The sequence below is a fragment of the Ruficoccus sp. ZRK36 genome, assembly GCF_019603315.1.
Classification (GTDB): Bacteria; Verrucomicrobiota; Verrucomicrobiia; order Opitutales; family Cerasicoccaceae; genus Ruficoccus.
This window is the reverse complement of record NZ_CP080649.1, coordinates 2,207,234-2,232,005: the sequence shown is the minus strand read 5'-3', so window position 1 is coordinate 2,232,005 and position 24,772 is coordinate 2,207,234. Positions and strand designations below refer to the sequence as shown.

Here is a 24,772-nt window from a genome sequence, read left to right as displayed (position 1 = left end):
GATCAGCGGATCAGGAGCCAGCCGCAGAACTGGAGGTCCTTGAAAACAAGTTCGATTTGCGAGAAACCGGCGGCGCGAAACTCGGCTTCGTTTTCGGCAATCGTCTTCGGGAACATGCACCCGCGCAGGGCGTGGGCCTTGTTGATGACCTGGGCGGGGGTCAGTCCGTTACTTATCTTCATGTCCCAATAAAGCTGCTGAATGATGTCCTGCGTGGTGGGGTAACTCCCGAGCACTTTTTCCACCACGAACAGGCCGCCGCCGCGCTCAATCGTATTGGCGATTTGATACACAAGTTGCTGGCGGGCCTGCGGACGCAGGAATTGCAGGGTGTACAGCGCGACGCCATAGGCGAAGGGCGGAATATCCGAAAGGCGTTCAAGGTCGGTGAACGTGACCTCAATGCCCTTGTTGGCCGCCTGAGCGATCATGGCTTGCGAGTTATCGTAGCCGATCAGCGTAAGAGCTTTGCGGTGGCGCTCACGGATAAGGCGCAGGGTTTCGCCGGTGGCCGCTCCAAAATCCAGCACGGTGCAATCGGGATGCGTAAACCAGTCCGAGAAGGTGGCGGCGAGTTCCTGCACCCGGTCGTATTCCGGGACGCTCTTGCGGACATGCTCGTCGAAGTGCGGGGCGACGTGCTCGTCAAAGACCCAGTTGCTTGCTTCGGTGGTAATCCCGTTGTCGGCTTCGATGTCGGCGTTCATGCCGACAGGCCGGTGTCAATCCTACCGGGAAAACAATGGGGCGGCCACTGTGGCCGCCCCATGTATTCTCGCGTGCTTATAGTTTCAGTCGTTGGACAACGGTCTGAAGTTCCCATGTATTACAACCTGCACCATCGGCAAGGTCAAGCGTCCTCCAGCAACTCGTGATCGGAGACCCGGATGGCCTCAATCCCATAGCGGGCGTACATGGTGCGGGTGCGGGGGTTGCTTTCCAGCCCGAAGTAACCGGAACCCTCGCTGCCGTACTTTGGGAAGATATGAGTCTTCAAGAGGTGTTCCTTAATCAGGTGCGGATAGGAGGAGATTTCCGCATAGTAGGCGTCCATCGGTTCCCACTGGCACTTTTCCTTGATCCGGGCCAGCGTCGCCTCGCGGTAGCGATTCGGACGGGCGGTGATGAGGATGACCCGGTGAGGCCGGAGGAAGTCCACCAGCCATTGGCGGTATTCCTCCTGCTCAAGTTGGCGGGTAAAAGGGCGCACGGGCGGCGTGCCCCGCTCGGGAGAATTCGCCACCAGCGTGTAGTTCAAGTCCAGTAAATAAATCATAGGGATACTTTCAGTCGTCGGAAAAAGGCTTCTTTGGCTTCGTCCACCAGGCCCATGCGGGAGCCGTCAGGATAGGGAAGATCGAACTCGAACTCAACCGCTTCCCGGAGCCGGTCGGTATCGACCGGGAGGGCGTGTTCGCATTTGGCGGTGATATTGTTGCTCAACTCCCGGATACTAACGGAGCGGAAGAAGGGAGTCCATAGCTGATAAAATTCTTTTTGTGTGTGGTACTTCTGGACCTTCGGTTTTTCCTGAAAATCCCCGATGCGAACGCCCGGTTCGTAGTCGAGCCGAAAAGAGATGTTGCCCGAGTTCGACTTGTTGAGAAAGGCTTTGCCGTTGACCTGCCGCCACCCGGTTTCGCCCACGCTGGAAGCGCAGGCGTACACTTTGGTGAAAGGTTTGCAGAGGGCGGCTAACAGAACGGCGATGTGCTCGCGGTCGGACTGGAACGGCACGGAGTTGAGCACGCTGGCCAGGAAGATCGAAGTCCACTCAGTTCCATCGGCCACAGCCTGCAAGAACTCCCGCACCAGTTCGAGACTGCGGGCCTTGTCGATTTCCAACCGGGTGATGTGGTAGGGCTCGAAGGGAGTGACGGACAGCCCCGCCCGACGCAGCATTTTCGTTTCGGTCAAGTGGCCGGCCCCAAAGTCGAGGATGCTCGTGCCGTGCTCACGCACCCAGGCGGCCCGCTGCTTCGGATTAAAAATGTCGAAGCTGTGGCAGGGCTTCGAGCCGTGGACCGTAAAGATAAACCCGTTGCCCAATTCCTCCCGCACGCGACGGGCGCGCCGGAAGGAATTGTAGCGCAGCAAATCGGCGTAACGGGTACGCACATCGAAGTCCATCGAGAGCAGGTTCATCATGGAGTGGGCGAACCCCGCCTCTTCATCAGTGACATAGACTACCGGCGCGGTCTCAAACTTCTTTTCCGCGAGCATTTCCAGCCGTCCGATGCCGTTGACCACGGTGCCGTCACGTCGGCAGACCAGCGGCATGAGGATGCCCTGGCGATGCATGGTGCGGGCAAGGTTGCGGGCATACTGGAGCCAGCGGTTCGCGTTGGCCCGGCACAGTTCCTTCACGCTGACCTGACTCGGGCGCAGGCAACGGATGAACTCCGGGGAGTCCACCGCCTTGTCCGGGATGGACTCCGCGAGCTTATGAACATCGAGCGCGGCCAGTTCGCGGGTGGCCTTCTCCGGCGTGGTGTGCCAGTCGAAATCGTTTGTGGCCCGGTTGAAGACGATGTTGAGCGCCTTGCGCTGGGCAATCGGCATCGGCTTGGTGCGGAAAACCGGGATCTGCGTCGCCCCCATGCGCGAGGCCACCAGATGGCGCTGGTGCCCGGAGAGGATTTCCCCGTTGCTGTCGGCAAAGATGGGCGCGAGAAAGCCGAGCTTGCGGAGGGATAACTCGATCAGGTCCAGACGCTCCGCGTCGGCACTGCGCGGATTGTAGGTGCTGGGCTGAACCGCGTCGATGGATTCCAGTTGGGTGCTCATGTTTTCGTCCCTCACCGTGCTGTCAAAAACCATCCAAGCTTTTCAAGGCTTCCGCGTATGCCTGAATGAACGCCGAGGCGACTTGCGGGACGATGGCATTGCCGTAACCGCGCAGGCGTCCCACTCGGGCGGATAGCCCATGAGCCAGCGGGAATGAGCCGGGCTCAACTGCCCGCCACCTGGCATCCCGGCACAAGAGCCAATCAACATTTCTCCAGAATCCGTCAGTCGGACAGGCCGGTCGCAGGCTGTCAGCATGGTGTCTTTCGACAAATCCCTGCCATTGCACCCCGGAGTGTAGTGCTTCCCGCATCTGTCGTCCGTCGAGCGCGGTGTCGACCATCCCGCCAGTTGCACCAGTCTGGGCAACTGATCGAGCCGGGTCCGCCTGCTCCCGTCCGGGTTGATGGCTTCCGTCGCCATGCCCGCCGAATCCTTCCAGTCCCGGCTCGATGGCGTTGCCCAGGGCGACAGGGGAAGATCGCAGATGGTGAGCGCACCAGTAGAGCCGCTGGCGGATGTGCGGAGCGCCGACGCCCGCAGCGCACAAATCGGCGGCCCCGACGGCATATCCCATTTTTTCCAGCGTAGCGCGTAGAGAGTAGAGCCAGTGCCGACCATCCGCGCTCGCAACCTGCTCTCCAAATACGACTGAAGGGCCGCACTGGCCGATGAGGCGCTGAAACTCGGGGAGTAAATGGCGATCATCACCCCGCCATTGGTCCCCGCAATCGAGACATATCCATCCGGCTGTGACGAGTGGATGCGACAGACAGTATTTGCCACCGCATCCAGGGCACGTCTGTCCTTTGCTTGCCGACGAGAACGGGGGGCACGGGCAACTGCCGGTCCAGACGGGTTTGTCGTCCGGCCATCCGGCGAGTTTGAGCGCATGGGGCCATCCGCCGATTCCGGCAAAGAAGTGGCACTGGCGGTAAGGTTCAAGGTCGTCTGCCGATACATACTCGATACTGCGTTGGTCCACATCGCCGGGCGGAATCAGCCCGTCCTTGATCAGCTCTCCTAGCCATGCCGCCGCCCCCGAATCATACTCGTTGTAATAGGCGCTCATCATGCCTGGTCCCAGAACGCGGCGCGTTCAAACCCCGAGCCTCCGGCGCAGTTCCTTGGTGACGGCCTGCTTGTCGAAGCCCACGTCCTGCTTGACGCGGTCGATCCACGCCAGGTAGTCTTCCTGCGTCAACTTGAAGCGGTACAGACCGAGCACAATCGTCACGTCGCCTTTGTCCAGTTCGTCATCGTCATCATCGTCGCCCGGCGCGGCGTCATCTCCCTGCAAAAGGCTGGCCAGGTCGGTCTCGTCAAAGCCGGTCAGGAGGGTGTCGAAGTCGGCCACCCGCAATTCGTCAATAATGCCTTCGAGCGAATTCAGATCGAGGCTGGCCAGTTCCGCCAGGCGGTTGTCCGCCACCAGCACGGCCATCTCGTCATTGTCCGAGGCAAAGTCCTGGTAATCCACCGGCACCAGTTGGACGCCAAGCTCGCGGGCCGCCTCCAACCGGCCATGTCCCGCCACGATGAACCCGGAGCGATTCGAAACCGTGATGGGATGACGCCAGCCGAAGTAGCGGACGTTCTTCGCCAGAAGCTCAACCTGCCGCGCCGGGTGCGTATTGGGATTGCGCGGGTTGGGTTTCAAATCCTCAATCGGAACCAGCTTGTCGAAGCTGCACCACACTTCAATCCCGTCCGCCAGTCCCTTTGCCTTGGGCGTTGCCGCTTTGCTCATGCCTGCGGCAACGGTGTCAAATCCCGTCAAGCAGTATCATTTGAGTTGGCTTTTCCACCCGTGCAGGGCGGGAAATCTGCGCAGTTTCCGGGACCGTTAGCGGCTGGCTCACGTCCTCGGCGGGCAACTCCCGAAGAAAGGGAAACGGCCTGACGAGCCACGGGGCGAAGCAGTAGCCGTTCACAAGGCAGGCTTTGATGACGGTCGGGTTGATGTCCTGAGCGTAGAGTCGGTAGGAGTAGTTACTGGCGTGAAGGATCATGCGCCCGGTGCCGACGCAGGGGTCGCAGACGGTTTTGAGGCGGTAGTCCTCGCCATCAGGGAACATCATTTGCACCATCATTCCAACCACATGCTCGGGCGTGGGGAAGAACCCGGCCCCGCGCCCGTGGCGATTCTCGGCCATCAGTTTTCCGAAGGTGTCGCAGGGCCAGGCAATCATGGCTTCGAGGCAGAATACCTGATAGAGTCGGCTGAACGCTCCCGGCGCGGGCTCGGGTGGCGGCTCTTTCTGGCGACTGTCCCCGAAAGCGTAGAGCAACCAGTCCAGATAGTAATCGAACAATCGCCAACTGTCCCAGCCCTGCCACCCGCCGCTTGGTGAAATACTGTCGAGAGACTTCTCGTGCATCTTGCGCGGTAGCGGGGACAGTGGTTCAAAGGCAATGGGCGGGATCGGTTCATCCAAGATGCGTCCGGCTTCCATCGTTCGCGTCCAGTGCTCCCACCGGCCCCAACAGCGGCTCTCCACCTCCAAGAGGATCGGCAGGAGCCAGCCGTGACCGGGCGGCGTGATCTCCAACTGGCGGTCCGGTTTCCTCGGCCAGTCAGAGGCGGTTTCGATCATCCGTCGCAGGACTTGCCGGAAATGGCTCCGGCTGCCCTCGGCGGCGGGAGGGCATGGGGACGGTTCCCCGTCCTTTCATGCCTCTCGGCGTTCCCGCGCCCATCCTTCGCGGGTGATGCGTCCTTTTAAGGTGTTCAGCGGCACGTTCATCAGTTCCGCGACATCCTTGGGGCCGCGCCCTTCCATGTAGCAGGCTTTGATCGCCGCCCAGTCATGGCCGGAAGGTGTGTCCGTAACCGTCTCGGACGGCAGCGGGGCAGCATCTTCGGTGTCATCGCTTTCCGGTTCGGCAGGAGCCGTTGAACGGGTCCCGTTCACGTGAGCCGGGGCGGTATTGCCCGCCATGATCTCCGTGACGATCTCGCGGATCAGCGTGACGGGGATCTCAGTGATGGCAAAAACAAGGCCGGTCAGGTTCGACCGGCCAAGCTGTTCCTTCAAGTGCTTGAGGGCGGCTCCTCGCGTACGCCCGAGAAAGCGGCCTTCATACAGGGTGTTGTCGTTTTCTTCGCAGACGATCCAGTATAGTTTATTCATGGTTTTATATGGGTTGTTTGGTTATGAGTCGTGTGATTCAAAAGTCGTGGTCGATGTAGGGCAGAACGATTTCCAGCGCGTCCTCGTCTTCCAGAATATAGCGTGCGTAGTCCTCCGGCTTGGTGAGTGTGACGCCTTCGACGGCGGCGAAGAGCCGGACGGTTTCCATGATCGGTTCGGGAACTTGGGACAGGTCGATGCTCATGGCTTCAAGCGAGGATGTGGAAGGCATAGCGGGCGTAGCGGTAGCCTTCGGTGTTGACGTAGAAAACATGCCCGCCCGTGATCAGGACGACGCATTCCAGAGGCGGATTTTCCTCCAAGAACTCATCCATCGGGCTGGCGGCGTCAGTGCCTTTCACCGGTAGCGTGCGGATCAAGTCCCGCTGCAAGGGGGACAACTCGTCGTGACGGTGGCGCGGGCACTCGGCCCATGTCGAAGGCTTGCGCGTGCAAAGGGGCATGAAAATGCGACGTGAATCTTGGGGTTGGGATGTGGCGGCTGTATCGCTCATATTGGTTTTCATAGGGTTATCGTTCGATGCGGTTCCATTTCAAAAGATGGGCGGGGCTTTCCGTCACCAGACCGGCGCGTTTGAGGGTGTCGATAATCAGGTCGTAGTCGCCCAGTTCGATCTTCCCCATCAGGCGGGCGTAGAGTTCGCCCGAGGGAACTTCCCCCAACTCTCGGATGGTTTCCGCAATCGTGTGTATGGCGTCCAACGCAGTCTTCATCTGTTGACGCATGGCCTCTCTGCCAGGAGTGTTTGGTTTGCTATCCATTGTATGCCAGTGGTTTCTGATTCTATAAAGACTCTGACATGGTGACAAATCACGTCCAGGGTATTCATGATCTTTCGGTCGTTCTGATCGAAGGACTTACCCGATAAGGCCAAATTTTTTAGAAGAAAACGGTCTCCCTGTTTGTATTGGAAACACGGATACAGATGCCTTCGGCGCGAAGTCAAAATGCGTGCCAATCGTGAACTGGCACGAAACTACTGCGAGGGAGGCCGTGCTGTTTCAGACCCCGTATGACGAAGACCGCTGACGTGAATATTCGCCGCTTTCGCAAGGCGTTCCGAGTGAACGACCGATAGTTGAACATCACCCTATGATCGTGTGCTCACTCTGGTAGAGTGATAGCCTAACCCACACACACGATGACGAATGATGAACCGCTAAACCCAAAGTTCCGGCTCGGGACGTTATTAATGACTCCCGGTGTCGCGGAACTGGAACTGAACCTGATTCCGCTCCTGCTACGCCATGCGCACGGCGATTGGGGAGAACTCTGCCGGGAGGACAAAACGGCCAACAACGAAGCCTTGAAGGAAGGTTGGCGCGTGATGTCCGCCTACACGGTGGAGGGGAACACCATCTGGATCATCACGGAAGCCGACCGTTCCGTGACCACCGCGCTGTTACCCTCCGAATACTGACAACGAAAGGACGCCTATTGCCAATGCCATGAGTCAATATACGTGCCAATTGCGAAGTGGCATGAAACTATTGTGAGCATGTCTTAAACGGTTATGCACTGCTCATAATATCCGCCACCCACGGCAATCTGTCGCGGATTTTCATAAAAATCTGTCCCGGTCCCGTAAGGCGTTCGCTCAGAACGACCGAAAGTTGGACATTACCCTATAATTGCGTGCTCACTCTGGTAGAGTGTAAACATAACCAACTGACACGTAATGACTAACACATCTACCGCCAGCCAACGCCAATACGGGGTCGAACTCGAATTCACCGGAATCAGCCAGCAAGCCGCTGTCGATGCCATGAACGCCGCCGGGATCAGCACCGAACGCCAGTCTTACAACCACCGGACCTGCCCCATGTGGAAAGTCGTCACCGACTCCTCCTGCGGGCTGGAAGCCGTCAGCCCCATCCTTCAGGGCGAGGAAGGGCTCCGGCAAATCGCCAAGGTCTGCGACGCTCTCGACGCCGCAGGCGCACAGGTCAACAAGCAGACCGGTTTCCATGTCCACATGAACGTGGACGACTTCACCATCCACCACGCCCGCAAACTGGTGAAGCTCTGGGTGAAGTTCGAAGATGTCTTCGACACCTTCCAGCCTCAAAGCCGCCGCAAAAGCACAAACTGCTACTGCCAGTCCAATCTCGGACACTTCGGGGATCTCGCCAACGGACGCACGCAGGCCCAATGCTGCCAGCAAGCCTTCGAGGCCATCGACCGCTGCGACACGATGGAAGACCTCGGCAGACTCTACCCGAGCCGTTTCATGAAGCTGAACATCCAAGCCTATTTCCGCCACCGCACCATCGAAGTCCGCCACCACAGCGGAACCCTCAACGCCGAGAAGGCCGTCAACTGGGTCAGGCTCCTGATGGAGTTCTACGAGACGGCCAAGACCGTAAAGACCATCCGGGTCCGCCCCAGCAACGCAGAGGTCGGAATGGTCCGCCACAAGTGGTTCTTCCAACGGACCAACCCCGTCGCCCTGAGACGCTTCTATACCAAGCGGGCGAAACATCTCGCCCGTGAGGCCGCCTGAACTTTTAATCCCAACCAAGACAACCATGAAAACCACCACCTACCAAACCGTCGATGGGGCGAGCTTCACCGCCACCGATGCCGCCGACCTGATGCGCCAACTGAGACTAGATAGCTGGAACCCGGAGGACAGCGAGGAAGCCTACTGTGTCGCCACGGCCCGAGCCTGCAAGATGCAGACCGGAAAACCCCACCGCGACAGCCCGCCCGAAGCCCTCGTTGAGGATATGATCGCCAGCGGTCTCATCATCCCGGAACCGGAGAAGTCATAACGCCCTACAGGGGGAATTGACGAATAATGCCTGGGAATTTCCCATCCTGATTTCCCACCTGTTTTTCAACCATCCCCCAATCGTCATGCGGACGGGCAAGTCATTGAGAGCGAAAATTTGTGGGAAATGAAAAAATCGAGGTGTCTCTCAAACGGACCAGTCTGCTGAGGGACCCAGCCGTCCGTGTTCGCCCCTAAAAGATTCCTTTGGCCAGCCCCGGCCTGATCGGTGTTGATCCCTCTGCGTACCGGGGATCGCGTGTCAATGTTGCGGGCATGAATTGGCCTGAAAAACGATTTGAGTAGCATTGAGTCGTGTCTGGTCGATTCGTGGCGCCACGAATCGACTGGATGCTACTGCGTGCTACTCAAATCGCATTATCGTCCGGTTCGAGGTAGGAGACGGCGTTTCGGGACCGCTCGCGAATCTGGGCGATGATGTCGAGGACCGGTTCAAAATCCTTGAGCACGGCCTCCAGTTCTTCCCGGCCCATTTCGTCGTGGGCCGGATCGTCCTTCACCTTGGCCCACCACTGCACCATGCGCTGAATCCACAGCAGGTGCGTTTCGCGGGGCTGGAACGCGCCCTGGCTGCGCATCTCGTGGTCGCGGGCGACATGGCCGATCATGATGGACTTGCGCAGGCGTCGGGTGCTCAGTCCCTGCTTGTCCGCCTTCTTGAGCCATTCCTCGCGCTCGTGGGCATCCTTGACCTTGGCCACGGTTTTGTGGTGCTCGAAGGTGAGATGGGCGCGGCGCTGTTCGTAGGGCACATTCCGGGCGACGTAGGCGGCGTCCAGCAACGTTTTAAGTTCGAGGCCGGTCTCCTGCATGGCCTCGACGTAACGCTGGCGCTGCTCCTCGGGCATTTTCTCGAAACGCTCGCCGTTGTTCCAGCGGTTCTGCCCGTAGATCAGCCAGTCGCCCACGAGGAAAAGCGAGGTGCGGGCGACACGGCCCACCTTGCGGCCCACATCGCACCACTGCTCAAAGGTCAGTTCGCTGTCGATGCACAGCCCGGTTTCAGTCACTCGGACGGGCGCGCCGTCCATGATCAAAGCGTTCTCGATGGTCATGATTTTTGTGTTGTGCGGTTCGATACGATTGGCGTGCTGTCAACGACTTCATGGCTCGTGACGGCAACAGGTCCAGTTGTTCGGTCAATTGGATGCAGCGCTTGGAGACCGCCGCCCGCGTGACCCTGTGGCGTCTGGCAATCCCGGTCATGGACTCGCCCATGAAACCGACGCCGCTGACCAGGGCCAGGCATTCGACGGCGAGCGCGGGGTTGTGGTCGGCCAACAGTTCCGCGATCAGGCGACGGAGGGCGGCCCAGACTTCCTCGGCATCGGCCTCGCAAACGGGCAGGGCTGTCTCCGGCTCCGGCTGCGGCTCGGGATCAGGGGCGGCAATGGGCAGTTCCGACACGTCGCTGGCTTTCCCGGTCTCGAAGCTGTCCACCTCGGGCCGGAGCAAGCCCTGCTTTTGCAACTGGCGTCGCTGCTTCGGACTGAGCCCGGCCACCCACTCGGCGTATGCCTGGCTGTACTGAGCGTTGTGCTCGCGCTGACGGTCGGCGTAATCACCACGGCTCATCGCGCACCTCCGCTTTCGATTTTTTCCCGCTGTCAAAACCTTCCTCTGCTGTCAAAAGGGGGTTAGGGGTTTGCCTGCCGTCAGAAACACCCCCAATACTCTCCCCCCTAGGGGGAGTATTGGGTTTTGACGGCGGCGGTGGAGAAATGGAGTCAGGTTTTGACGACGAGTTTTGACAGCAGCCTTTCTGATACCGGAATCCGTGCCACGTTTTGCTGTCCTGATCGAACACGAGAGCGCCCGATTGGCGAAGCTGGTAAAAGAGGTTCTTCATGAACTGCGGATGGCTGGTGATGTACTCGACGACCTCCGAATCCTCCCAGCGAAACTCGCGGTAATCGCGCAGGGGGTAATGGTCTAATGGCGGCATATCGCCAAAATATTGTCTGAGGGTTTCGGCTTTCATCCCTGTCCTTTCCCTTGGGCCTGTTGATATTCGCGCCAGCGACGGCGCACGGTGGAGGCGGAAATCTCATACTTGGCCGACAGTTCCGCCTCCCATTCGCGGGTGAGTTCGCGCAGGCGCTCAAACTCGACGAGGGTGTTTTCGATGGCCTTGGGACGGCCCCCTCGCGGCGATTGCTTGCCGATGGAATACTTGCTGCCGGATTCGTTTTGCTGCGGCTCCGGGCACTGCCGCCAGCAGATACCGGTCTGCCCGTGACGAACGAAGATGGCTTCGGTGGAGTTGCCCTGCGTGTCGGTCATCCCGGCGCGGCGACGGCGCTTGCACAGCTCGAAGCGGAAGGTCGGCGGCTGGCCATCGGGCGTCTTGGCCCGCATGAGCACGGCCACTTCCCGCGCCCAGTTCGTCAGCGCCGACGAGCCCAGGCCGCTGTAAGCGTAGTCCGAGCCGGTCCAATGGCTGCGGGCCTTCGAGTCGGACGGGGGCTTGCCCGTATGGTGCATGAAGCACCAGATGATGCCGGTGCGCTCTGAGATGGGGTTGAGTTGCCGCCCGCAGAATTCGGAAATCACCTTCTGCTGGCTGGCATCGTCCCCGATGTAGTTGAGCAGCGGGTCGCCCCAGACAAGATCCGGCTTGTGGCGCTGGATGAGCACATCGGCGGTCTTGGCGAAGTCCGCACCGCTGTGGATGGTATCGCGGTAAAAGATGATGTTCTCCTCCAGCAAGGGACGATGGTCATCGTTTAAGCCCATGCCGATACGCACCCCCTGGTACATCTCCGCCAAGTCGCCAATGTCGTTCTCGGCCTGGATGATGAGGCTTTTGAGCGGACGCACGGGGCGGATGTTAAACACCGGCAGGCCCAGCGCCCACATGACTGCAAGCTGCATGGAGAAGGACGACTTGCCGATGCCGGACTGGCCGACGATGATGAGGCTCCCGCCCCGGCACAGCCAGCGATTGCCCAGCACGTTGTTCGGATCGTTGCCGGTGTCGTAGTCCCCGAGTTGGGACACCCGTAGGGGTTCCGCCAGACCCAGCCCGTCACCCTCACTCTCCCACGCCTCGAAGGACGACGGGCCGAGGTTGACGGCGAGCAAGCGCTGGACGGCATCCCCGCGACGCCCGCCGGGGCAGCGGGAAAAGCGCGAGGGGTTCCGGTTCTGGCTGTCGATGACAAAGCCCTCGGGGAGCGACTGCCACAGGCGCTCGCGCCGGGCGTGGTATTCGTCGCGGGTCTTCGCTTCCACCCGCACCCAGGCATGGATGCTGTGGCCGCCTGAATCGATGAGGGCGGCAATGGGGAGGCCGCTGTTGCGCAGGATACGCTCCTGTTCCGCCTTGGGAATGCGGTCACTCTCGATCAGGGTATGCCGGAACGCCGTCACATCCTTGTCCGTGCCATTGGATTTCGGGGAGACGGGATTGATCCGGATGTAGAGGCCGTGGCGGGTCGAGAACAGGCGCTCGATGCCGCCCTTGGCCGCCGCCCGTTCCAGCCACTCATCACGGGTGAAGACGTTGATCCCGCCATGCTCGGGGATGGCGCGGGTCTCCCCATCAGGCAACGTTCCCGGCGCAAGCGAAAGGATGTCATCCGCCTTAAAACACGCCTTGAGGAAAGATTCGAAGGGGTCTTTCCCGCTGTCAAAACCGTTTTGACGACGGGAGAAGTCATGATGATCGCCCGCCCGAAACGCGGCTTTACCAATAGTGGAGCGCAGGGCGAAATTGGCAGCGGCGATTTCCTCCTTACAACTGTCGTGGAAACAGTGGATCGTCGGGGCGTAGCCGTTCTCGGCATCGAGATAGACCCGGCAGTCGCGTTCGCGGCTCGGCGTCGTATGCTTATGGGCACCAGGGCACTGGCAATAGCCCGAGTGCTCATCGGTCCAGTCCACCGGTCCCACCACATCCTCGGCCACCTGCCGGAAATCGTCCGGCACCTCGGGAATACCCTTCGATGTGTAGCGAAATGCCATTACATCGCCTTTCGGTTGAACTGCCCATCGAGGAAAACCTGCGCCTCTTCGAAGGTGGCCAGTTCCGGCTCGGGATAGTTAAACTTCCGCAGCCAGTTCAATTGCTTGGGGGTGGCCAGGCCGTGCTCGCGCCGCATGAACAAAAGGTCGAGGATCTTCGAGGCGTGCCCCCGACAGCTCACGCAGTCGGTATCGAACCCGGCCTTGGCCAGTGTCATCAACTGACGGTCACTCGGCGGCTTGCCTTCCCAAGGCAACTCCGGCTCGTAGTCGGCCAGTTCCACCGCGTGCAGGCTGAGGCAGAACTCGATGGCGTCCACCGTGCGGGCTTTGCGGCGGGAAGCCCGTGCGAGGCGTTCCTCCAACCGAGACTGGCGCACTTCCTCCACCTCTTCCTCTGCCTCCAGCAGATCGACCTCGCCACCACCCGAGAGGCGTTCGCTCAATTCATCCGACTCGGATTCGGAACGGGCAATCAAACGGGCCGGGCGGATCAATGAATGGTCGTCGCTCAGGAACAAGGGGTCCAACAGGAGTAGGTTTTCCTTCCCCTCGGCAATGCGTGTGCCGCGTCCCACCATCTGCTGAAACAGGGACAGGCTTTTCGTCGGGCGCAGGATGAAGACACAATCGGTCTGCGGATGATCCCAGCCGGTCGTCAGGAGGGAGGCGTTGGACACAAGGTCATACTCCCCGCGCTCGTAAGCCCGCAGCCCCTCGCGGTCGTTCCCGTCCACGTGGACGGCACGGATGCCCTCCTCACGGCAAGCCTTCACGAAGGCTTGGCTGCTAGCAATCAGGGGCAGGAAGGCCACCGTGCGACGGCCAGCAGCGTGCTCGGCAATGAGCCGCGCTGCCTGACGCAAGTGCGGCTGAATAACATCGCCCAGATCGCCCTCGTTATAATCGCCCGCCGTGGTGCGCACCTGCGACAAGTCCACCGGCAGGGGCACACTCTTGATGACGATGCGCGAGAGCCAGCCCTCCTTGATGAGGCGGGCCAGCCCGATCTCGACGGAAATCTTCTCATAAAAGCTGCCCAACTGGCGGCGGTCAGAGCGAAACGGCGTGGCCGTCACCCCGAGCACCTTGGCCGACTCGAAGTGTAGGAGAACCTGCGCCGCCATCGCCCCAAGTGTGTTGCGGTGGGCTTCATCGACAATAACCAGGCCGAAGTAATCCCGTGGCCATTTGTCCAGGCGACGGCAGATGCTCTGCGTGGTGGCTACAACAACCCGGTCCCCAAGGATGGCTTTGGAGTCGGCCATTTCGATACCGGCGAATTCCCCGGCGTACCCGAAATACTTGTCGGCGTTCTGGCGGACCAGTTCCTGCGCGTCGGCCAGGAACAGGCAATTGCCGCTCCAATCACGCATCAGATCCGAGGCCAGGATCGTCTTGCCGGACCCGGTGGCCGCGACCCCGAGGATGTGGTCATGCTCCCGGAAGTCCCGGCGCACCGCCGACAGGAACTCCTGCTGGTAGGGGCGAAGGTCAAAACGGGACATCGTCGTCCTCCGGTTGTGCCTGCGCTGGAGCGGGCTGGGTTGCCTTGGGGGTGGCAGTCGGCACACGGTCCGTGATCCACAGTTCCACCTTGTTGCTCCTTTTGCCCTGGTACTCCTCGATGCGGAGCCGGGCATGGCCCTGACGCCCTTCGAGAGCGGCAGCGGTGAGTTCGACTTCCTCGCCCTCGACCACCCGGTCCCCAATGGCTTTGCGGAAGGTGTCGATCTTCCAAAAGCTCGATTCGGCAGCAACGAGGTAGTCGTAGAGGTGGACGCCGTGACCCTCGACTTCGAGCTTCAACTTGATCATGTCGTCACCGGCTTTCGAGAGGGTCTCCGAAGCCTCGACCACAGTGACAAGATAATCGCCGTTGGGCACGAAGCGGGGCAGATTGTCTGCGTTTTGAGAAGTGTATTTCATCGTCAGCGAATTTGAATGTTCTGTTTGATTTGAAGTTCTGCCCCGGCCACTTCCTGCCCGGCCTTGAGGGCGGTTTTGATGGCGGTGAGGTCGGCCTCGACCTTCATCCGCTGGAACTCAACCGGGAGCAGGCCCGGATCGCTCCAGCAGTTGATCGACTCGGATTTGCGCCAGCCGATGACGCTACGGGCGTCGGAGAGCTTGAGGCCGTCCGGCAGGAAATCCCCGAGGTACTGGGTCAGGCGCTCAACGGTCTTTTCCGCCGCCTGCTGGCGGCGTTGCAGACGCATCTTCTCCGTTTTCAGTGCCTCGGCCTGTGCCCGGAAATTCTTGATGAGAGCGGCGATGTTGAGGGCCTTGCGGTCGCGTTCGTCTTCGATCCGGGAGAGGGCTTCCTCGATCCAGTCCAGCGCGGTGTCCGCATTGACGGGCAGGCCATCAGTGCCTTCAGTGCGATCACCGGTAAGGATGTCCTCTACCTGCGACCACAGTTCTTCGATGGCGGGAAGGGTTTCGTAGAGCTTCACGACGCACCCCCTTCCGAAGCCTTTTTCGAGAGAAAGCCGATGGCGCGGGCAGCCTGCTCCATCGTGAGATCATCCCAGTTTTCCGCCCCGGCCAGCGCTTCGGCGTCGAGCCACTGAAACAGCTTGGCCATCTGCTCCTGCCCGTAATCAAGCGTCTTCCAAAGGGCCTGGATGTTCTTGATCTGCTGACCGGTGGCGGGCTTGTCGGTGTCGGCAGGCGTCGATTTCGCAGATTCCGCAGATTTCGCAGGCGACGATGTGGGCGACTGGGCAGCGGGTTGCGTGTCCGTGGCCGAAAAGACATGGGCGATGGACGCGAACTCCATCGGGAGCACATCGTCGAGGCCGTGTCGGTTCTTCGCGTCGAAGGCCGCGCAATGAGCGGTGTAGATCCGGCGTTCCTTGCCGCCGACCGCCTTCTTTCGCCCATCGGTTTCCGTGACCTTCGTGAAGTAGTTCACAAACAGGAGTAGGTCGCACCATTCCTTGAGCAGGGGAGCGCACTGCTTGGAGAGCTTCAACTCGTAGCGGTCGTAGGCCCCGCCAGCGTCGGGCTGCTCAAACTTCCGAATGGTGGAGTGCGCCACCATGACCAGGTGCATCCCCTGGCCCCGGAGCCCTTCGAGTGACTGCAAAAAGCGAGAGAACTCCTCCGAGAGATAAGTGTACCCCTTGCCGTACCCGAAGTCTTCGATCCCGTCCTTGTGGGCCTTGCGGCAGATGTGCTCGATGAGCAGGCGTTCCAGCCAGTCCACCGTGTCGATGACCAGTGTCTGGAAGTTGTGCCCACGCTGGCCAAGTTGGGTAATGAGGCCCAAAATGTCCTCCCAATTCTCGGGCTGGGAGAAGCGGGTGACGTTCAGGTGGATGGTGCCGCCCTCGGTGTCGAGGAAGACCGGTTCGGGGAAGGCGGCGGCGAGCGTGCTCTTGCCGATGCCTTCGGGGCCGTAGATCACGACCCGCTGGGGTTTTGAGACCTTGCCGGAAATGAGCGGCAGGCCCGTTGCAGTGTTCTCTTGCATGGTTACTGGTGGTTGAATTACCGGTCGTGTCCGGTGTCCTCGGGCGACAACTGGCCGCCCAGATACCGGGTGATGGTGTCAAGTGCCTCATCGAGGCCCCGGCACAGGACGGCGGCGTAACCGCGATGACGCAGGCGCATCAGCCATTCGCGCTGTTCGGGCGTGGGGTGGCCCCGATCCGTCTTCAATTCGATGAACAGGCCGTGGAAGCCACCCGCCGACAGGGGCAGGAAGATGTCCGGGACGCCCGCCTTCACGCCCTCGGCCTTCAGCATGGCCCCGGTGATGGCGTCGCGGGCACCGCCGTTGGGGATGGCGAACATCAGTTTCAGGCCCGGATGCCGGGCGCTGGCGTACTTCGCCCACTTGAACAGAGCCACCTGGAGACGGTGTTCTTCATTGCGGCGGTTCACTTACGGCCCCCTTTCCGCTTTGAGCCGAGCCCCCGCATCCGGGGCGCGTCATTGTTCTCGAAATCGAGAATCTCCTTCAGGGTGAAACGGAAAGGCCGGAAATCCCGCAGCGGGCGCAACTGCTTGTCGCGCACCAGGCGGCGGACGGCCTCCGGGCACAGGCTCCAGCGGTGCGCCAGTTCCTCCACCGTAAGGGTGCATTTGGCTGCCGGAGTGCTTTGGGAAGAGACAAGCTCGCTCAGGGTGGCCACCTGTCGGCTCAGGGTATCGAGCTTGGCTTCAATTCGGGTTTGCGTGTCGTCGTTACTCACGCCCCCCTTGGCGAAATGTCCTTTTGTCCTTCGTTCTGTCCTTCGCCAAATCCCCGAAACCCGCATAAACACTGGATTCAGGCATTCAAAAAAACCTTTAAAAAGTCCGAAGGACAGAACCCATTTGTCCTTCGGGCCGTCTCCACCGGGGCACAAAAAAGCCCCTCCGCACCTGCGGAAGGGCTTTTGAGAGTGGGGAAAACACCTTTATGAAACCGGCTGAATCGAAAAATACCGTTCGGCGTCGTGCTGGTGGGCCAACCCCAGGTAATGCTGCCAGAGGATATTCTGGTTGCGGTGGCTGACCAGCAGGGCGGTTTTGCCGGGGTCCCGGTGGAGCGCCACATGATAGCTGACGAAACTGTGCCGCAGACAGTTCTTCGGGGGAAACTTCGCCGGGATGCCCTTTTTGCGGGCGGCGGCTTTGGTGACAAGGAGTCCGGCCCGCACGTAAGCCCGCTCCCGCGCCTTGGCGATCTGCCGGGGCGTCATCCTGAAAGCCGCCTTCGGGGTACGCTCCAGCCAGGCCCACAGGTTCTCCGGCAAGCCCTCGATGTAATGGCGGCGGCGCTTCTTGGCCTTGTCGGCGGGGATGAGGATGCCCCGGTTGGCAAAGTTGATTTCCTCCCAGCGCACGCGTTCAATGGCCGAGGAACGCAGCCCGGCGAAGGCCCCGAGGGCCAGCAGGCCGCAGATGGCCGGATCGACGCCTTCACTGGCCCTCAGAAGGCGTTCGGTTTCCTCCACGGTCAGGATGCCCGGCTCCTCACGGACGACGGTAGGCACCGCCACAGAGTCCACCGGATTGCGAGAAATCCATTCCTGCCGGTAAAACCATTTGAAGGCCGATGCGAGGTGGGTGCGTTCGTGCCGGACGGTAATGGGCTGGAAAGGCAGTTGCCCCAGATACCCCTTGATATGGACGGTACTGATTTCGTCCACACTCCGGGCGCCATGCTCGGCGGCGAACCGGAGCAGGGGGGTTTTCACATGGCCGATGTATGCCTGCGTCCGGCCAGCCATGCGCAGGTGTTCCAGGTATTCCGAAATGGCTTCATCGAGCGTGTGCTTGGGACCTCCCCCCTGCACACGCAGCCATAGGCGGGCCATTTCCACCGGGTCGGCTCTGTCGGTCAGTTCGTCGGCTTCCTGCCAACGCCGGACCCGCGCCTTGTCGATGGAAAAGACATCGGTCCCATGTTCGGTCAGTTGCCGGGTAAACTCACGAATGAAGCGGTCCCGCTCCCTTTCTGAGCCGAAAAACCGCGTCTTCATCCTGCCATTGATCCACCAGCGGGCTTCCCACGGGCTTTTGCGCTTCGCCTGATAATGCGCCTTTACCTGCATATGCCGGAACAGGCCGTGTCAAATGTTCACCCGCACCGATAGCAATAAAGGTCTATTCACTCCGATTGTATTATATCATCGTTGACTTAACTTTCTCCATTCGGCAACGTGCTGCTAATCAGCCAAATGGAAGCGACACTAGCGTTCAGCAGTAAAGTCTTCCAGCAAACGGTATCAACCCCTAAAGGTTCTCAGAGGAACTGCGAATGTCAGATAGCTTAGCCAGTTTTACTGCGCCGGATTCAGCGCTTGGTTTTTTATACCAAGTCAGATGTGCGTTACTATGGAGCTTGCAAAGACTTCGAAATGAAAGCGATTTTTCAGTGTCCCTTGAAGCACTCGATGATGTTGCGTTTGAAAAAGAGGGCACAGCTTCCGAACTCCTGCAAACTAAACTGCACAAGAACCGGAGCGCCAACCTAACAGATGCCTCTCCTGACCTGTGGAAGACCATTCGGGTATGGCTTACAGCATCAAATTCTAATGTCGTTCAGGAAAGCACCTTCCTTTATTTAGTAACCACTGAGCAGGCATCTTCCGGGAGCATCGCTGCTTACTTGAAACAAAAACAAGAAGATCGTGACATAGATGCCGCAGTTACAAAGTTGAATAATGTTGCGCAAACATCTACGAGCAGTAGCAACGCTGAAGCTTACAAAGCATATCTGGGAATCTCCTACGAAGACCGGAAAAAACTAGTCGATCGTATCATAATAATAGATAACTCACCTGGGATTAACGATCTAGATGCACTGCTGAAAAAAGAGATTTTTCATGCTGCGTCCAGAGAACATCAAACTACTTTCTTGGAGTATCTTGAAGGCTGGTGGTATCGACGCGCTCTACACCAACTGCAAAATATTAATTCTCAAGACCGTATTTTATCTGAAGAGATTGAAGCCCAGATGTCTGATCTTCGTGACCAATTCAAGCAAGACTCTCTTCCTATATCGGATGACCTACTAAATTATGAGTTGGATGGAAAAACTGCTGAAGCACATCAATCTCTTCCATTTGTTCAGCAGATACATTTAGCAACAACCCATAAGAAGCGCATAGCTGCTGCAATCCGTGACTATTATCGAGCCTTTGAACAAAGGTCACGATGGCAACGTCAAGACCTATTGTTTGTGGGTGACTTAAGCCAATATGAGAAGTCATTAACCGAAGAATGGGAGCTCGTCTTTTCACGCATTGAGGACCGAATTGGACACGAAGCAACGGATGAAGACAAACAAACGGCTGCAAAAGAGGTGCTAGATTGGGTTGAAATTGCAAATGTGAATGCGCGGATACGCCCCAATGTAACGGAACCATTCATTACGCGCGGTTCCCTGCATATACTTTCGAATGAACTAAAAATAGGCTGGCATCCTGACTTTAGACAGCGCCTCGCCCACTTGCTGGAAGGAGGTGCGAGATGAACTCTTGGACTCATCGACCCTACGAAGAGCGGAACCTGCTCAATCCCGCATTTTGCTCTGTCTTGTTATGGCATGCTGCTCGGGGTGCTGCAAGCAAGGCATCCAGTCCAAGAAATTCACTTTCTCTGATAGAAGCATTTTTGATTCTTCCGCTGGTGCTGCACGAAAAAACGAGGATTTCGATTCCAAAGGTAATTACAACATCTATGCCTATATGGATTGACTCAGAACCGCTAATAGTTGCCAGCTTCCCTTCTCGTTGTAGGTCCCTTGTCCCGCACACAAAAGAGGCCATATCGTTTGGCGGTCAAAAGAATCTATTCTCGATTGAGAACAACGAAATTATTATCATTGAAGCACTAAAATCTAACATCAACAAGTTCCTCAGAGAGACATCCGATGAAGTAAGGGAATGCGCAAAAAAAGCTGAATTTATTGGTCGCTGGTTCGCTCACACTGGCAACCCAGAAACTATATTTACTTTGCTTGGAGTTAGGCCATGAGTATTCAAATACTGAACATCATCTTATATTCGCACGATGGAAGAACGCGTGTCTTAACGTTTGAACCCGGCAGGGTGAACGTGATTACCGGTGCGTCGAAGACAGGAAAATCGGCGCTAATAGACATTGTCGATTATTGCCTAGGAAGTGGCACATGTCGTGTTCCCGATGGAATAATCCGCAATTCAGTGGCGTGGTTTGGAATCAAGTTGAAATTGTCGGAGGGCCAAGCCTTTGTTGCTCGGAAGTGTCCAAATCGAGGTTCAGATTCTTCAGAAGAATGTTATATTTCTTTGGGACACGAAGTTGAATTCCCACGCCTGGATTCTCTCAAACAAAATACTAATTCAAAAGGACTGGTTGCCACTGCATCTGGCTGGACTGGAATATCCGAGAACCTGCACATTCCTCCCGAAGGCCAGACCCGTTTACCCCTGGCAGCCAATATTCGGCACGGTTTAATGCTATGTTTTCAACCTCAAGATGAAATCATACGCAGGAATCAACTGTTCCATATGAGCGATGACAATTGGAAAGCTCAAAGCTTAGTGGATACGCTACCTTATTTTCTAGGAGCCGTAGAGGACGATTACATCAGGAAACAAGAAAAACTCAGAGAATTGCGAGCTGAGCATAGAGCCGCAGAGAGGAAAGTTAACGAAATACTCTCCATACGTGGTACTGGGACAGGAAAAGCGGGCAGCCTATTGTCTCAAGCCAGGGATGTAGGCCTTAGCTATGCCAGTACAGGCGACGAATGGGAATCGATAGTTCAGAAGCTAAAAGAGATAGCTTCCACACCCATAGCGCAAATCGAAGAACCAGATTCTGGATCTGAAGAATACGATAGGTTATCTGAGATGCGTGAGCAACTGCTCACAGAGCAAAGACACATTCAAAACCAGATTTCGGCAGCTCGGTCATTGGAAAGTGCCGAAGCCGGATTTAAAGTAGAGGCAAAAGAGCATAAGGCACGACTTATAAGCATAGGTATATTTGATGACAGCCATATACACAAATGCCCGCTATGCTCTCACAATTTAGAAAGTGAAGGCGAATTACTCGATGCAAAGGATATTCAGACTTCGCTTGAGAGCATAAATGCTCAACTTGAGCAGGTGTCCAGAACCGCACCCCACGTTGAGAAAGCCATATCGGAACTCAAAGAAAAGTTAATCTCTATTCAACAAAAACTACAAGAGAATCGGGATGCAATGAATGCTGTCAGGGAAGCCGATGAAAGGCTTCAGCTATTGAAGGATGATGCAGCAAAAAAATCCCACGTAATTGGAAGAATTAGTTTATTTTTGGAAAGCGTACCTGAGTTTCCAGGGACACAAGAATTAGAAGATAGGTTAAAGCAATTATCCGACCAAATATCTAAGTTGGAAGAAGAGCTATCTGCTGAGGTTATTCAGGATAAGCTAGACTCAATCGTAGCCTTGTTGAGCATTGAAATGTCCGAGTGGGCCAAACATCTAGACTTAGAGCATTCCAAATACCCCTTACGCTTTCAGTTGAAGAAACTCACCATCGTGGCCGCAACTCCCAGTGGGTTAATCCCCATGAGCAGGATGGGGAGCGGTGAAAATTGGGTAGGTTACCATTTGATTGGTCATTTAGCTTTACACAAGTGGTTCTCACGGCAGTCTCGCCCAGTACCAAGATTCCTGTTTTTAGATCAACCTTCGCAGGTTTATTTCCCACCAGAACCGACCGGGGACGGCTCAATAGACGATCTGAAAGATGATGATCGGCAGGAACTCCGGCGCATGTTCGAAATGGTCTTTAAAGCTGTCCAAGACCTCTCGCCTGATTTTCAAATAATAATAACCGAGCATGCTGACATAAACGAGGACTGGTACCAAAATGAAGTCAGAGAGAGATGGCGTGGCGGCTTGAAGCTTGTTCCAGATAATTGGCCTACGGCATTATAATTACCGCTTGAAGCGTTAAGGGGGAATCTGAACCAAATAAAAAGATATGCTTCCGGGCCGGGAGTAGGGACGGGGCCAAGCCCCACGCAGCCTACGAGCCGGACTTGGCGCGTTTGCGCTTCAGATGCCGGGTTCCCCGCTGGAATTTCGGAGACAGGACGGGCTTTTGCGAGTAGAGCAATTCCCAAGGCTCCAGCCCGTAGGCGGCGGCAATCATGCACAGGGTGGTCAAGCGCACATCCGGCTTTCTTCCTGCCTCCAGCGATTGGTAGTGCTTGTAACTGATTCCAGCCAGTTCCGCGACGGTTTCTTGGGTCAAGGCGGCGTCCTCACGCAGTTCGCGCAGCCGTTTGATGAGTGCTTGGTGATGGTCTTGCAAGGTCGTCTATCATACCCGTGAACGAATTTCCTAGACACCGCCTTCAGAAGGTGATTACGTCCAGCCCCGACAGTAATTAGGCATTGCTGACCTTGAAACGGTTGACGCCCGTTTCTCCGCTACGCGTGCGGTGGGCAAGGATGTCACTGGGAGTAGTGCATCCTTGCCCAATTACTTTCCCCCAAAGGGTATTCCTGCCGGCAGGAATACCCTGAGATTGTTGGATGTCTCGGGGGAGTGGAAGAATCGTTAGGATAAGGCGTGGCCGTTGAGTTTCCACTTATGAGCCTGCCATCCGCAACAAATCTGAGGCATTCACCCCGAAAGCCTTGGCAATGCGCCGCAACGAATCCAAGGTCGTATCAACTTCGCCGCGCTCAATACACCCGATGTTGTTTTTGCTGAGCCCGCTTAACTCGGCCAGGTGTTCCTGCGAGGAAATGCCACGTTCGACCCGGCAATCGCGGACAACCTTTCCAAGTGCAATGGCAAAAGGGCTTCTTACTCCACGTGGTGTGCGCCGTCCGGGCATAAGCCAGTGATGATAACAAAATTGGCGTAAACGAGCGACCCTACCGGTGTGGTTTATCGTTGACTTTTTATTTTCGGAGACAGATACCCCGAGACGGTGTTAATCCGTCGTGTTGCGACTGCTCAATCGTGACAAATTATTTACCAAGAATTCTCTAGACTCCTTTCTTTGTGTGACGTATCAAGTGTTAGCTATTTACGTGTATGAGTAATAATTATACATCTCTACTTATTCTCTTATGCGCGATGGCAGCACTTCCCTGCACAGGGCAGGAACAGACCGTTGCCAACCCGCTCACCCCCACCGAGGCCGACGCCATCGTCCGCCAGCAAATGGCTGAAAAGGAGCAGCAGCGGCAGGCCAAAGTGTCCGCGCTGGAATCGGCCACCGTGATCGAGTCCTTTGAGGCCGATTTGGGCGACCGAAAGGTGATTTTCAACCGGGTTGTGCCTGGCTCCGGCCAAGTTGCACTGACTGCAAGGACTACCGCAGCGAGTACAGCCAAAGCCTCTCCCGCGCTATCCGAAGCAGAAATCACCCAACTGCATCAACCGGCAGACGCCAAGGAGAGTTTTTCGACCTTTTTGTCAGCCACAGTGTTTGAGGGGCCGAGCCCGGTCAGCGAACTGCGCTGGCAATATGAGGGCAAGGAGTACGTGGCCTATGCTAACGTGGATTTCCGGTATTTCCAAGGCTTGGCCGAATTTGTCACCGACAGTGCCCATTACTCGGTTTTTCTGTCTGCCGGTGCGGGCACGCGCACGGATTCCGGTCCTTGGGTGCCAGGGGCAGAAAGCTTTTCCGGTGAAGGCATCGAATACCTCGTCTTGGAAGATCAGATGTCCGGGGACGATTCCGCTTATGGGCTCATCGACACCATGTTGAGCTATTATGCCCAGCATGAACCGGAAATGATTGTCGCCTATCAACGGGCGGAAGCCATCAGAGAAGCACAGGCCCGCTATGATGCGGCCAATCCTCCCCAACCGCAGGACACGATCATCAATTTCAGTCCGTCGCCCGAGAGTAAATCGCTCCAGAACCGCTAATCTCTACCAACCATGAAGATTCGTCTCTCCTGTTTGGCGGCCCTGCTGAGCGGAGCCGCCCTCTGCGCCCAGACCGCCACCGACCCCAACGAGGGGCTGCGCCTGACCTACGACGCCGTGGCCAACCCAACGTACCCCTTCTCCCTGAAATGGTACGGAAAGCCAAACCTCTATTATTTTGTCCAAATGCGTGAATCGCTGACCAGCGGCAGTTGGACCCGCTTCCCGTATGGGGTCAAGGGGCAGGACGGCCTCGAAGGTGTGGACATTGAAAACAACGTAAATCAGATGATTTTTTACCGCCTCGAAATGGAGGACGATATTGAATCCGAGTTGCTGTCTGCGGACTTTTCAGAGTCGGGCGTCCCCAACTGGATTCAGATGGACTTGGGCTTTAACCCCTTCATTCGCGTGGATACCGACGGCAGCGGTTTGTCTGACCCGTGGCAGATGCACTTTTTTGGCCATCTGGGAGTGGACCCGGAGGGCAACGGGGATGGCGACTTGACCGACAATCTTGAAGAGTCACAACTGGGCCTCGATCCCAACGAGGACGAAAGCGACGCGACCCTCATTTACACGTATGACGCCCTCGGACGTTTGACCAACGTCTCGGGCAACCAGAACGCCATCGCCTACACCTTGGATGAGGAAGGCAATATCACCCTCGTTGATTGAACTCCTCAAATTGAGCCA

Annotated in this window: 31 protein-coding genes; 8 read left to right on the top strand and 23 right to left on the bottom strand. The window is 57.5% G+C overall.

Going from position 1 to position 24,772, the window contains the following annotated elements:
- Positions 1–2: 2 nt before the first annotated feature.
- From K0V07_RS09795 to K0V07_RS09750, 10 genes are all read right to left on the bottom strand, one after another.
- A complete protein-coding gene (locus tag K0V07_RS09795; RefSeq protein ID WP_220621206.1) occupies positions 3–707 on the bottom strand; it encodes a methyltransferase domain-containing protein in 705 nt (234 codons plus the stop codon).
- 143 nt (positions 708–850) lie between these two features.
- Entirely contained in the window at positions 851–1,276 is a 426-nt protein-coding gene (locus K0V07_RS09790) for a hypothetical protein (RefSeq protein ID WP_220621205.1), read from the bottom strand.
- Positions 1,273–2,787 (bottom strand): ParB N-terminal domain-containing protein, encoded by a 1,515-nt coding sequence (locus K0V07_RS09785; RefSeq protein WP_220621204.1) that lies wholly within the window; start codon positions 2,785–2,787, stop codon positions 1,273–1,275. Before K0V07_RS09785 ends, K0V07_RS09790 begins: the two co-directional genes overlap by 4 nt.
- 22 nt (positions 2,788–2,809) lie before the next feature.
- Positions 2,810–3,862, bottom strand: coding sequence for a hypothetical protein (locus K0V07_RS09780; RefSeq protein ID WP_220621203.1), 1,053 nt, complete (start codon positions 3,860–3,862; stop codon positions 2,810–2,812).
- 24 nt (positions 3,863–3,886) lie between these two features.
- Positions 3,887–4,537: a ParB/Srx family N-terminal domain-containing protein gene (locus K0V07_RS09775; protein ID WP_220621202.1), complete on the bottom strand. Its 651-nt coding sequence runs from the start codon at positions 4,535–4,537 to the stop codon at positions 3,887–3,889.
- A 16-nt stretch (positions 4,538–4,553) separates the two neighbouring features.
- The gene (locus tag K0V07_RS09770) at positions 4,554–5,384 is read right to left on the bottom strand and encodes an N-6 DNA methylase (RefSeq protein WP_220621201.1); all 831 of its coding nucleotides are present in this window, start codon (positions 5,382–5,384) and stop codon (positions 4,554–4,556) included.
- Between the two features lie 75 nt (positions 5,385–5,459).
- Positions 5,460–5,921, bottom strand: coding sequence for a hypothetical protein (locus K0V07_RS09765; RefSeq protein ID WP_220621200.1), 462 nt, complete (start codon positions 5,919–5,921; stop codon positions 5,460–5,462).
- A gap of 37 nt (positions 5,922–5,958) precedes the next feature.
- Positions 5,959–6,153 (bottom strand): hypothetical protein, encoded by a 195-nt coding sequence (locus tag K0V07_RS09760; RefSeq protein ID WP_220621199.1) that lies wholly within the window; start codon positions 6,151–6,153, stop codon positions 5,959–5,961.
- Positions 6,131–6,385, bottom strand: coding sequence for a hypothetical protein (locus K0V07_RS09755; protein ID WP_220621198.1), 255 nt, complete (start codon positions 6,383–6,385; stop codon positions 6,131–6,133). The genes K0V07_RS09760 and K0V07_RS09755 overlap by 23 nt, the downstream gene beginning before the upstream one ends.
- 67 nt (positions 6,386–6,452) lie before the next feature.
- Complete coding sequence (locus K0V07_RS09750; RefSeq protein ID WP_220621197.1) at positions 6,453–6,656, bottom strand: hypothetical protein; 204 nt, start codon at positions 6,654–6,656, stop codon at positions 6,453–6,455.
- A gap of 428 nt (positions 6,657–7,084) precedes the next feature.
- On the opposite strand from K0V07_RS09750, the gene K0V07_RS09745 reads away from it, so the two are divergent.
- The 3 genes from K0V07_RS09745 (at position 7,085) to K0V07_RS09735 (ending at position 8,717) form a co-directional block, all read left to right on the top strand.
- Positions 7,085–7,363: a hypothetical protein gene (locus K0V07_RS09745; protein ID WP_220621196.1), complete on the top strand. Its 279-nt coding sequence runs from the start codon at positions 7,085–7,087 to the stop codon at positions 7,361–7,363.
- 258 nt (positions 7,364–7,621) lie between these two features.
- The gene (locus tag K0V07_RS09740) at positions 7,622–8,446 is read left to right on the top strand and encodes an amidoligase family protein (protein WP_220621195.1); all 825 of its coding nucleotides are present in this window, start codon (positions 7,622–7,624) and stop codon (positions 8,444–8,446) included.
- A 25-nt stretch (positions 8,447–8,471) separates the two neighbouring features.
- A complete protein-coding gene (locus K0V07_RS09735) occupies positions 8,472–8,717 on the top strand; it encodes a hypothetical protein (protein WP_220621194.1) in 246 nt (81 codons plus the stop codon).
- Between the two features lie 367 nt (positions 8,718–9,084).
- On the opposite strand, the gene K0V07_RS09730 is transcribed toward K0V07_RS09735, so the two are convergent.
- The 11 genes from K0V07_RS09730 to K0V07_RS09680 all read right to left on the bottom strand — a co-directional run bounded on the left by K0V07_RS09730 (position 9,085) and on the right by K0V07_RS09680 (position 18,252).
- Positions 9,085–9,792 carry a hypothetical protein gene (locus K0V07_RS09730; protein WP_220621193.1) on the bottom strand — a complete coding sequence of 236 codons (708 nt, stop codon included), beginning with the start codon at positions 9,790–9,792 and terminating at the stop codon, positions 9,085–9,087.
- A complete protein-coding gene (locus K0V07_RS09725) occupies positions 9,740–10,312 on the bottom strand; it encodes a hypothetical protein (RefSeq protein WP_220621192.1) in 573 nt (190 codons plus the stop codon). Before K0V07_RS09725 ends, K0V07_RS09730 begins: the two co-directional genes overlap by 53 nt.
- Positions 10,299–10,718 (bottom strand): hypothetical protein, encoded by a 420-nt coding sequence (locus K0V07_RS09720; RefSeq protein WP_220621191.1) that lies wholly within the window; start codon positions 10,716–10,718, stop codon positions 10,299–10,301. Before K0V07_RS09720 ends, K0V07_RS09725 begins: the two co-directional genes overlap by 14 nt.
- On the bottom strand, positions 10,715–12,703 hold the full coding sequence (locus tag K0V07_RS09715; protein ID WP_220621190.1) for an AAA family ATPase: 1,989 nt from the start codon (positions 12,701–12,703) through the stop codon (positions 10,715–10,717). The genes K0V07_RS09720 and K0V07_RS09715 overlap by 4 nt, the downstream gene beginning before the upstream one ends.
- A complete protein-coding gene (locus tag K0V07_RS09710) occupies positions 12,703–14,211 on the bottom strand; it encodes a DEAD/DEAH box helicase (RefSeq protein WP_220621189.1) in 1,509 nt (502 codons plus the stop codon). Before K0V07_RS09710 ends, K0V07_RS09715 begins: the two co-directional genes overlap by 1 nt.
- Positions 14,198–14,632, bottom strand: a complete 435-nt coding sequence (locus tag K0V07_RS09705; protein ID WP_220621188.1) for a DUF669 domain-containing protein — start codon at positions 14,630–14,632, stop codon at positions 14,198–14,200. The genes K0V07_RS09710 and K0V07_RS09705 overlap by 14 nt, the downstream gene beginning before the upstream one ends.
- 2 nt (positions 14,633–14,634) lie before the next feature.
- Entirely contained in the window at positions 14,635–15,159 is a 525-nt protein-coding gene (locus tag K0V07_RS09700) for a siphovirus Gp157 family protein (protein ID WP_220621187.1), read from the bottom strand.
- Positions 15,156–16,181, bottom strand: coding sequence for an ATP-binding protein (locus K0V07_RS09695; protein ID WP_220621186.1), 1,026 nt, complete (start codon positions 16,179–16,181; stop codon positions 15,156–15,158). Before K0V07_RS09695 ends, K0V07_RS09700 begins: the two co-directional genes overlap by 4 nt.
- A gap of 17 nt (positions 16,182–16,198) precedes the next feature.
- Complete coding sequence (locus K0V07_RS09690) at positions 16,199–16,594, bottom strand: VRR-NUC domain-containing protein (RefSeq protein WP_220621185.1); 396 nt, start codon at positions 16,592–16,594, stop codon at positions 16,199–16,201.
- The gene (locus tag K0V07_RS09685; protein WP_220621184.1) at positions 16,591–16,905 is read right to left on the bottom strand and encodes a helix-turn-helix domain-containing protein; all 315 of its coding nucleotides are present in this window, start codon (positions 16,903–16,905) and stop codon (positions 16,591–16,593) included. Before K0V07_RS09685 ends, K0V07_RS09690 begins: the two co-directional genes overlap by 4 nt.
- Positions 16,906–17,112: 207 nt before the next feature.
- The gene (locus K0V07_RS09680; RefSeq protein WP_220621183.1) at positions 17,113–18,252 is read right to left on the bottom strand and encodes a hypothetical protein; all 1,140 of its coding nucleotides are present in this window, start codon (positions 18,250–18,252) and stop codon (positions 17,113–17,115) included.
- Positions 18,253–18,458: 206 nt separating this feature from the next.
- Here K0V07_RS09680 and K0V07_RS09675 point away from each other — a divergent pair, with 206 nt between their 5' ends.
- The 3 genes from K0V07_RS09675 to K0V07_RS09665 are packed head-to-tail and all read left to right on the top strand — an operon-like array spanning position 18,459 to position 22,116.
- Entirely contained in the window at positions 18,459–19,676 is a 1,218-nt protein-coding gene (locus K0V07_RS09675; protein WP_220621182.1) for an ABC-three component system protein, read from the top strand.
- Positions 19,673–20,179, top strand: a complete 507-nt coding sequence (locus K0V07_RS09670; protein WP_220621181.1) for a three component ABC system middle component — start codon at positions 19,673–19,675, stop codon at positions 20,177–20,179. The genes K0V07_RS09675 and K0V07_RS09670 overlap by 4 nt, the downstream gene beginning before the upstream one ends.
- Complete coding sequence (locus K0V07_RS09665) at positions 20,176–22,116, top strand: DUF3732 domain-containing protein (RefSeq protein ID WP_220621180.1); 1,941 nt, start codon at positions 20,176–20,178, stop codon at positions 22,114–22,116. The genes K0V07_RS09670 and K0V07_RS09665 overlap by 4 nt, the downstream gene beginning before the upstream one ends.
- Positions 22,117–22,207: 91 nt before the next feature.
- Here K0V07_RS09665 and K0V07_RS09660 read toward each other — a convergent pair whose 3' ends face one another.
- Both K0V07_RS09660 and K0V07_RS09655 read right to left on the bottom strand, forming a co-directional pair.
- Positions 22,208–22,495, bottom strand: coding sequence for a helix-turn-helix transcriptional regulator (locus K0V07_RS09660; protein WP_220621179.1), 288 nt, complete (start codon positions 22,493–22,495; stop codon positions 22,208–22,210).
- Positions 22,496–22,775: 280 nt separating this feature from the next.
- Positions 22,776–23,027 carry a helix-turn-helix transcriptional regulator gene (locus tag K0V07_RS09655; protein ID WP_220621178.1) on the bottom strand — a complete coding sequence of 84 codons (252 nt, stop codon included), beginning with the start codon at positions 23,025–23,027 and terminating at the stop codon, positions 22,776–22,778.
- A 203-nt stretch (positions 23,028–23,230) separates the two neighbouring features.
- On the opposite strand from K0V07_RS09655, the gene K0V07_RS09650 reads away from it, so the two are divergent.
- Positions 23,231–24,076 carry a hypothetical protein gene (locus K0V07_RS09650; protein ID WP_220621177.1) on the top strand — a complete coding sequence of 282 codons (846 nt, stop codon included), beginning with the start codon at positions 23,231–23,233 and terminating at the stop codon, positions 24,074–24,076.
- A 12-nt stretch (positions 24,077–24,088) separates the two neighbouring features.
- Entirely contained in the window at positions 24,089–24,754 is a 666-nt protein-coding gene (locus K0V07_RS09645; RefSeq protein WP_220621176.1) for a hypothetical protein, read from the top strand.
- Positions 24,755–24,772: the final 18 nt, after the last annotated feature.

Coding starts and splice junctions, on each gene's coding strand:
- K0V07_RS09795 (WP_220621206.1), bottom strand. CDS start 707: ATGAACGCCGACATCGAAGCCGACAACGGGATTACCACCGAAGCAAGC.
- K0V07_RS09790 (WP_220621205.1), bottom strand. CDS start 1,276: ATGATTTATTTACTGGACTTGAACTACACGCTGGTGGCGAATTCTCCC.
- K0V07_RS09785 (WP_220621204.1), bottom strand. CDS start 2,787: ATGAGCACCCAACTGGAATCCATCGACGCGGTTCAGCCCAGCACCTAC.
- K0V07_RS09780 (WP_220621203.1), bottom strand. CDS start 3,862: ATGATGAGCGCCTATTACAACGAGTATGATTCGGGGGCGGCGGCATGG.
- K0V07_RS09775 (WP_220621202.1), bottom strand. CDS start 4,537: ATGAGCAAAGCGGCAACGCCCAAGGCAAAGGGACTGGCGGACGGGATT.
- K0V07_RS09770 (WP_220621201.1), bottom strand. CDS start 5,384: ATGATCGAAACCGCCTCTGACTGGCCGAGGAAACCGGACCGCCAGTTG.
- K0V07_RS09765 (WP_220621200.1), bottom strand. CDS start 5,921: ATGAATAAACTATACTGGATCGTCTGCGAAGAAAACGACAACACCCTG.
- K0V07_RS09760 (WP_220621199.1), bottom strand. CDS start 6,153: ATGCCTTCCACATCCTCGCTTGAAGCCATGAGCATCGACCTGTCCCAA.
- K0V07_RS09755 (WP_220621198.1), bottom strand. CDS start 6,385: ATGCCCCTTTGCACGCGCAAGCCTTCGACATGGGCCGAGTGCCCGCGC.
- K0V07_RS09750 (WP_220621197.1), bottom strand. CDS start 6,656: ATGAAGACTGCGTTGGACGCCATACACACGATTGCGGAAACCATCCGA.
- K0V07_RS09745 (WP_220621196.1), top strand. CDS start 7,085: ATGACGAATGATGAACCGCTAAACCCAAAGTTCCGGCTCGGGACGTTA.
- K0V07_RS09740 (WP_220621195.1), top strand. CDS start 7,622: ATGACTAACACATCTACCGCCAGCCAACGCCAATACGGGGTCGAACTC.
- K0V07_RS09735 (WP_220621194.1), top strand. CDS start 8,472: ATGAAAACCACCACCTACCAAACCGTCGATGGGGCGAGCTTCACCGCC.
- K0V07_RS09730 (WP_220621193.1), bottom strand. CDS start 9,792: ATGACCATCGAGAACGCTTTGATCATGGACGGCGCGCCCGTCCGAGTG.
- K0V07_RS09725 (WP_220621192.1), bottom strand. CDS start 10,312: ATGAGCCGTGGTGATTACGCCGACCGTCAGCGCGAGCACAACGCTCAG.
- K0V07_RS09720 (WP_220621191.1), bottom strand. CDS start 10,718: ATGAAAGCCGAAACCCTCAGACAATATTTTGGCGATATGCCGCCATTA.
- K0V07_RS09715 (WP_220621190.1), bottom strand. CDS start 12,703: ATGGCATTTCGCTACACATCGAAGGGTATTCCCGAGGTGCCGGACGAT.
- K0V07_RS09710 (WP_220621189.1), bottom strand. CDS start 14,211: ATGTCCCGTTTTGACCTTCGCCCCTACCAGCAGGAGTTCCTGTCGGCG.
- K0V07_RS09705 (WP_220621188.1), bottom strand. CDS start 14,632: ATGAAATACACTTCTCAAAACGCAGACAATCTGCCCCGCTTCGTGCCC.
- K0V07_RS09695 (WP_220621186.1), bottom strand. CDS start 16,181: ATGCAAGAGAACACTGCAACGGGCCTGCCGCTCATTTCCGGCAAGGTC.
- K0V07_RS09680 (WP_220621183.1), bottom strand. CDS start 18,252: ATGCAGGTAAAGGCGCATTATCAGGCGAAGCGCAAAAGCCCGTGGGAA.
- K0V07_RS09675 (WP_220621182.1), top strand. CDS start 18,459: ATGTCAGATAGCTTAGCCAGTTTTACTGCGCCGGATTCAGCGCTTGGT.
- K0V07_RS09670 (WP_220621181.1), top strand. CDS start 19,673: ATGAACTCTTGGACTCATCGACCCTACGAAGAGCGGAACCTGCTCAAT.
- K0V07_RS09665 (WP_220621180.1), top strand. CDS start 20,176: ATGAGTATTCAAATACTGAACATCATCTTATATTCGCACGATGGAAGA.
- K0V07_RS09655 (WP_220621178.1), bottom strand. CDS start 23,027: ATGCCCGGACGGCGCACACCACGTGGAGTAAGAAGCCCTTTTGCCATT.
- K0V07_RS09650 (WP_220621177.1), top strand. CDS start 23,231: ATGAGTAATAATTATACATCTCTACTTATTCTCTTATGCGCGATGGCA.
- K0V07_RS09645 (WP_220621176.1), top strand. CDS start 24,089: ATGAAGATTCGTCTCTCCTGTTTGGCGGCCCTGCTGAGCGGAGCCGCC.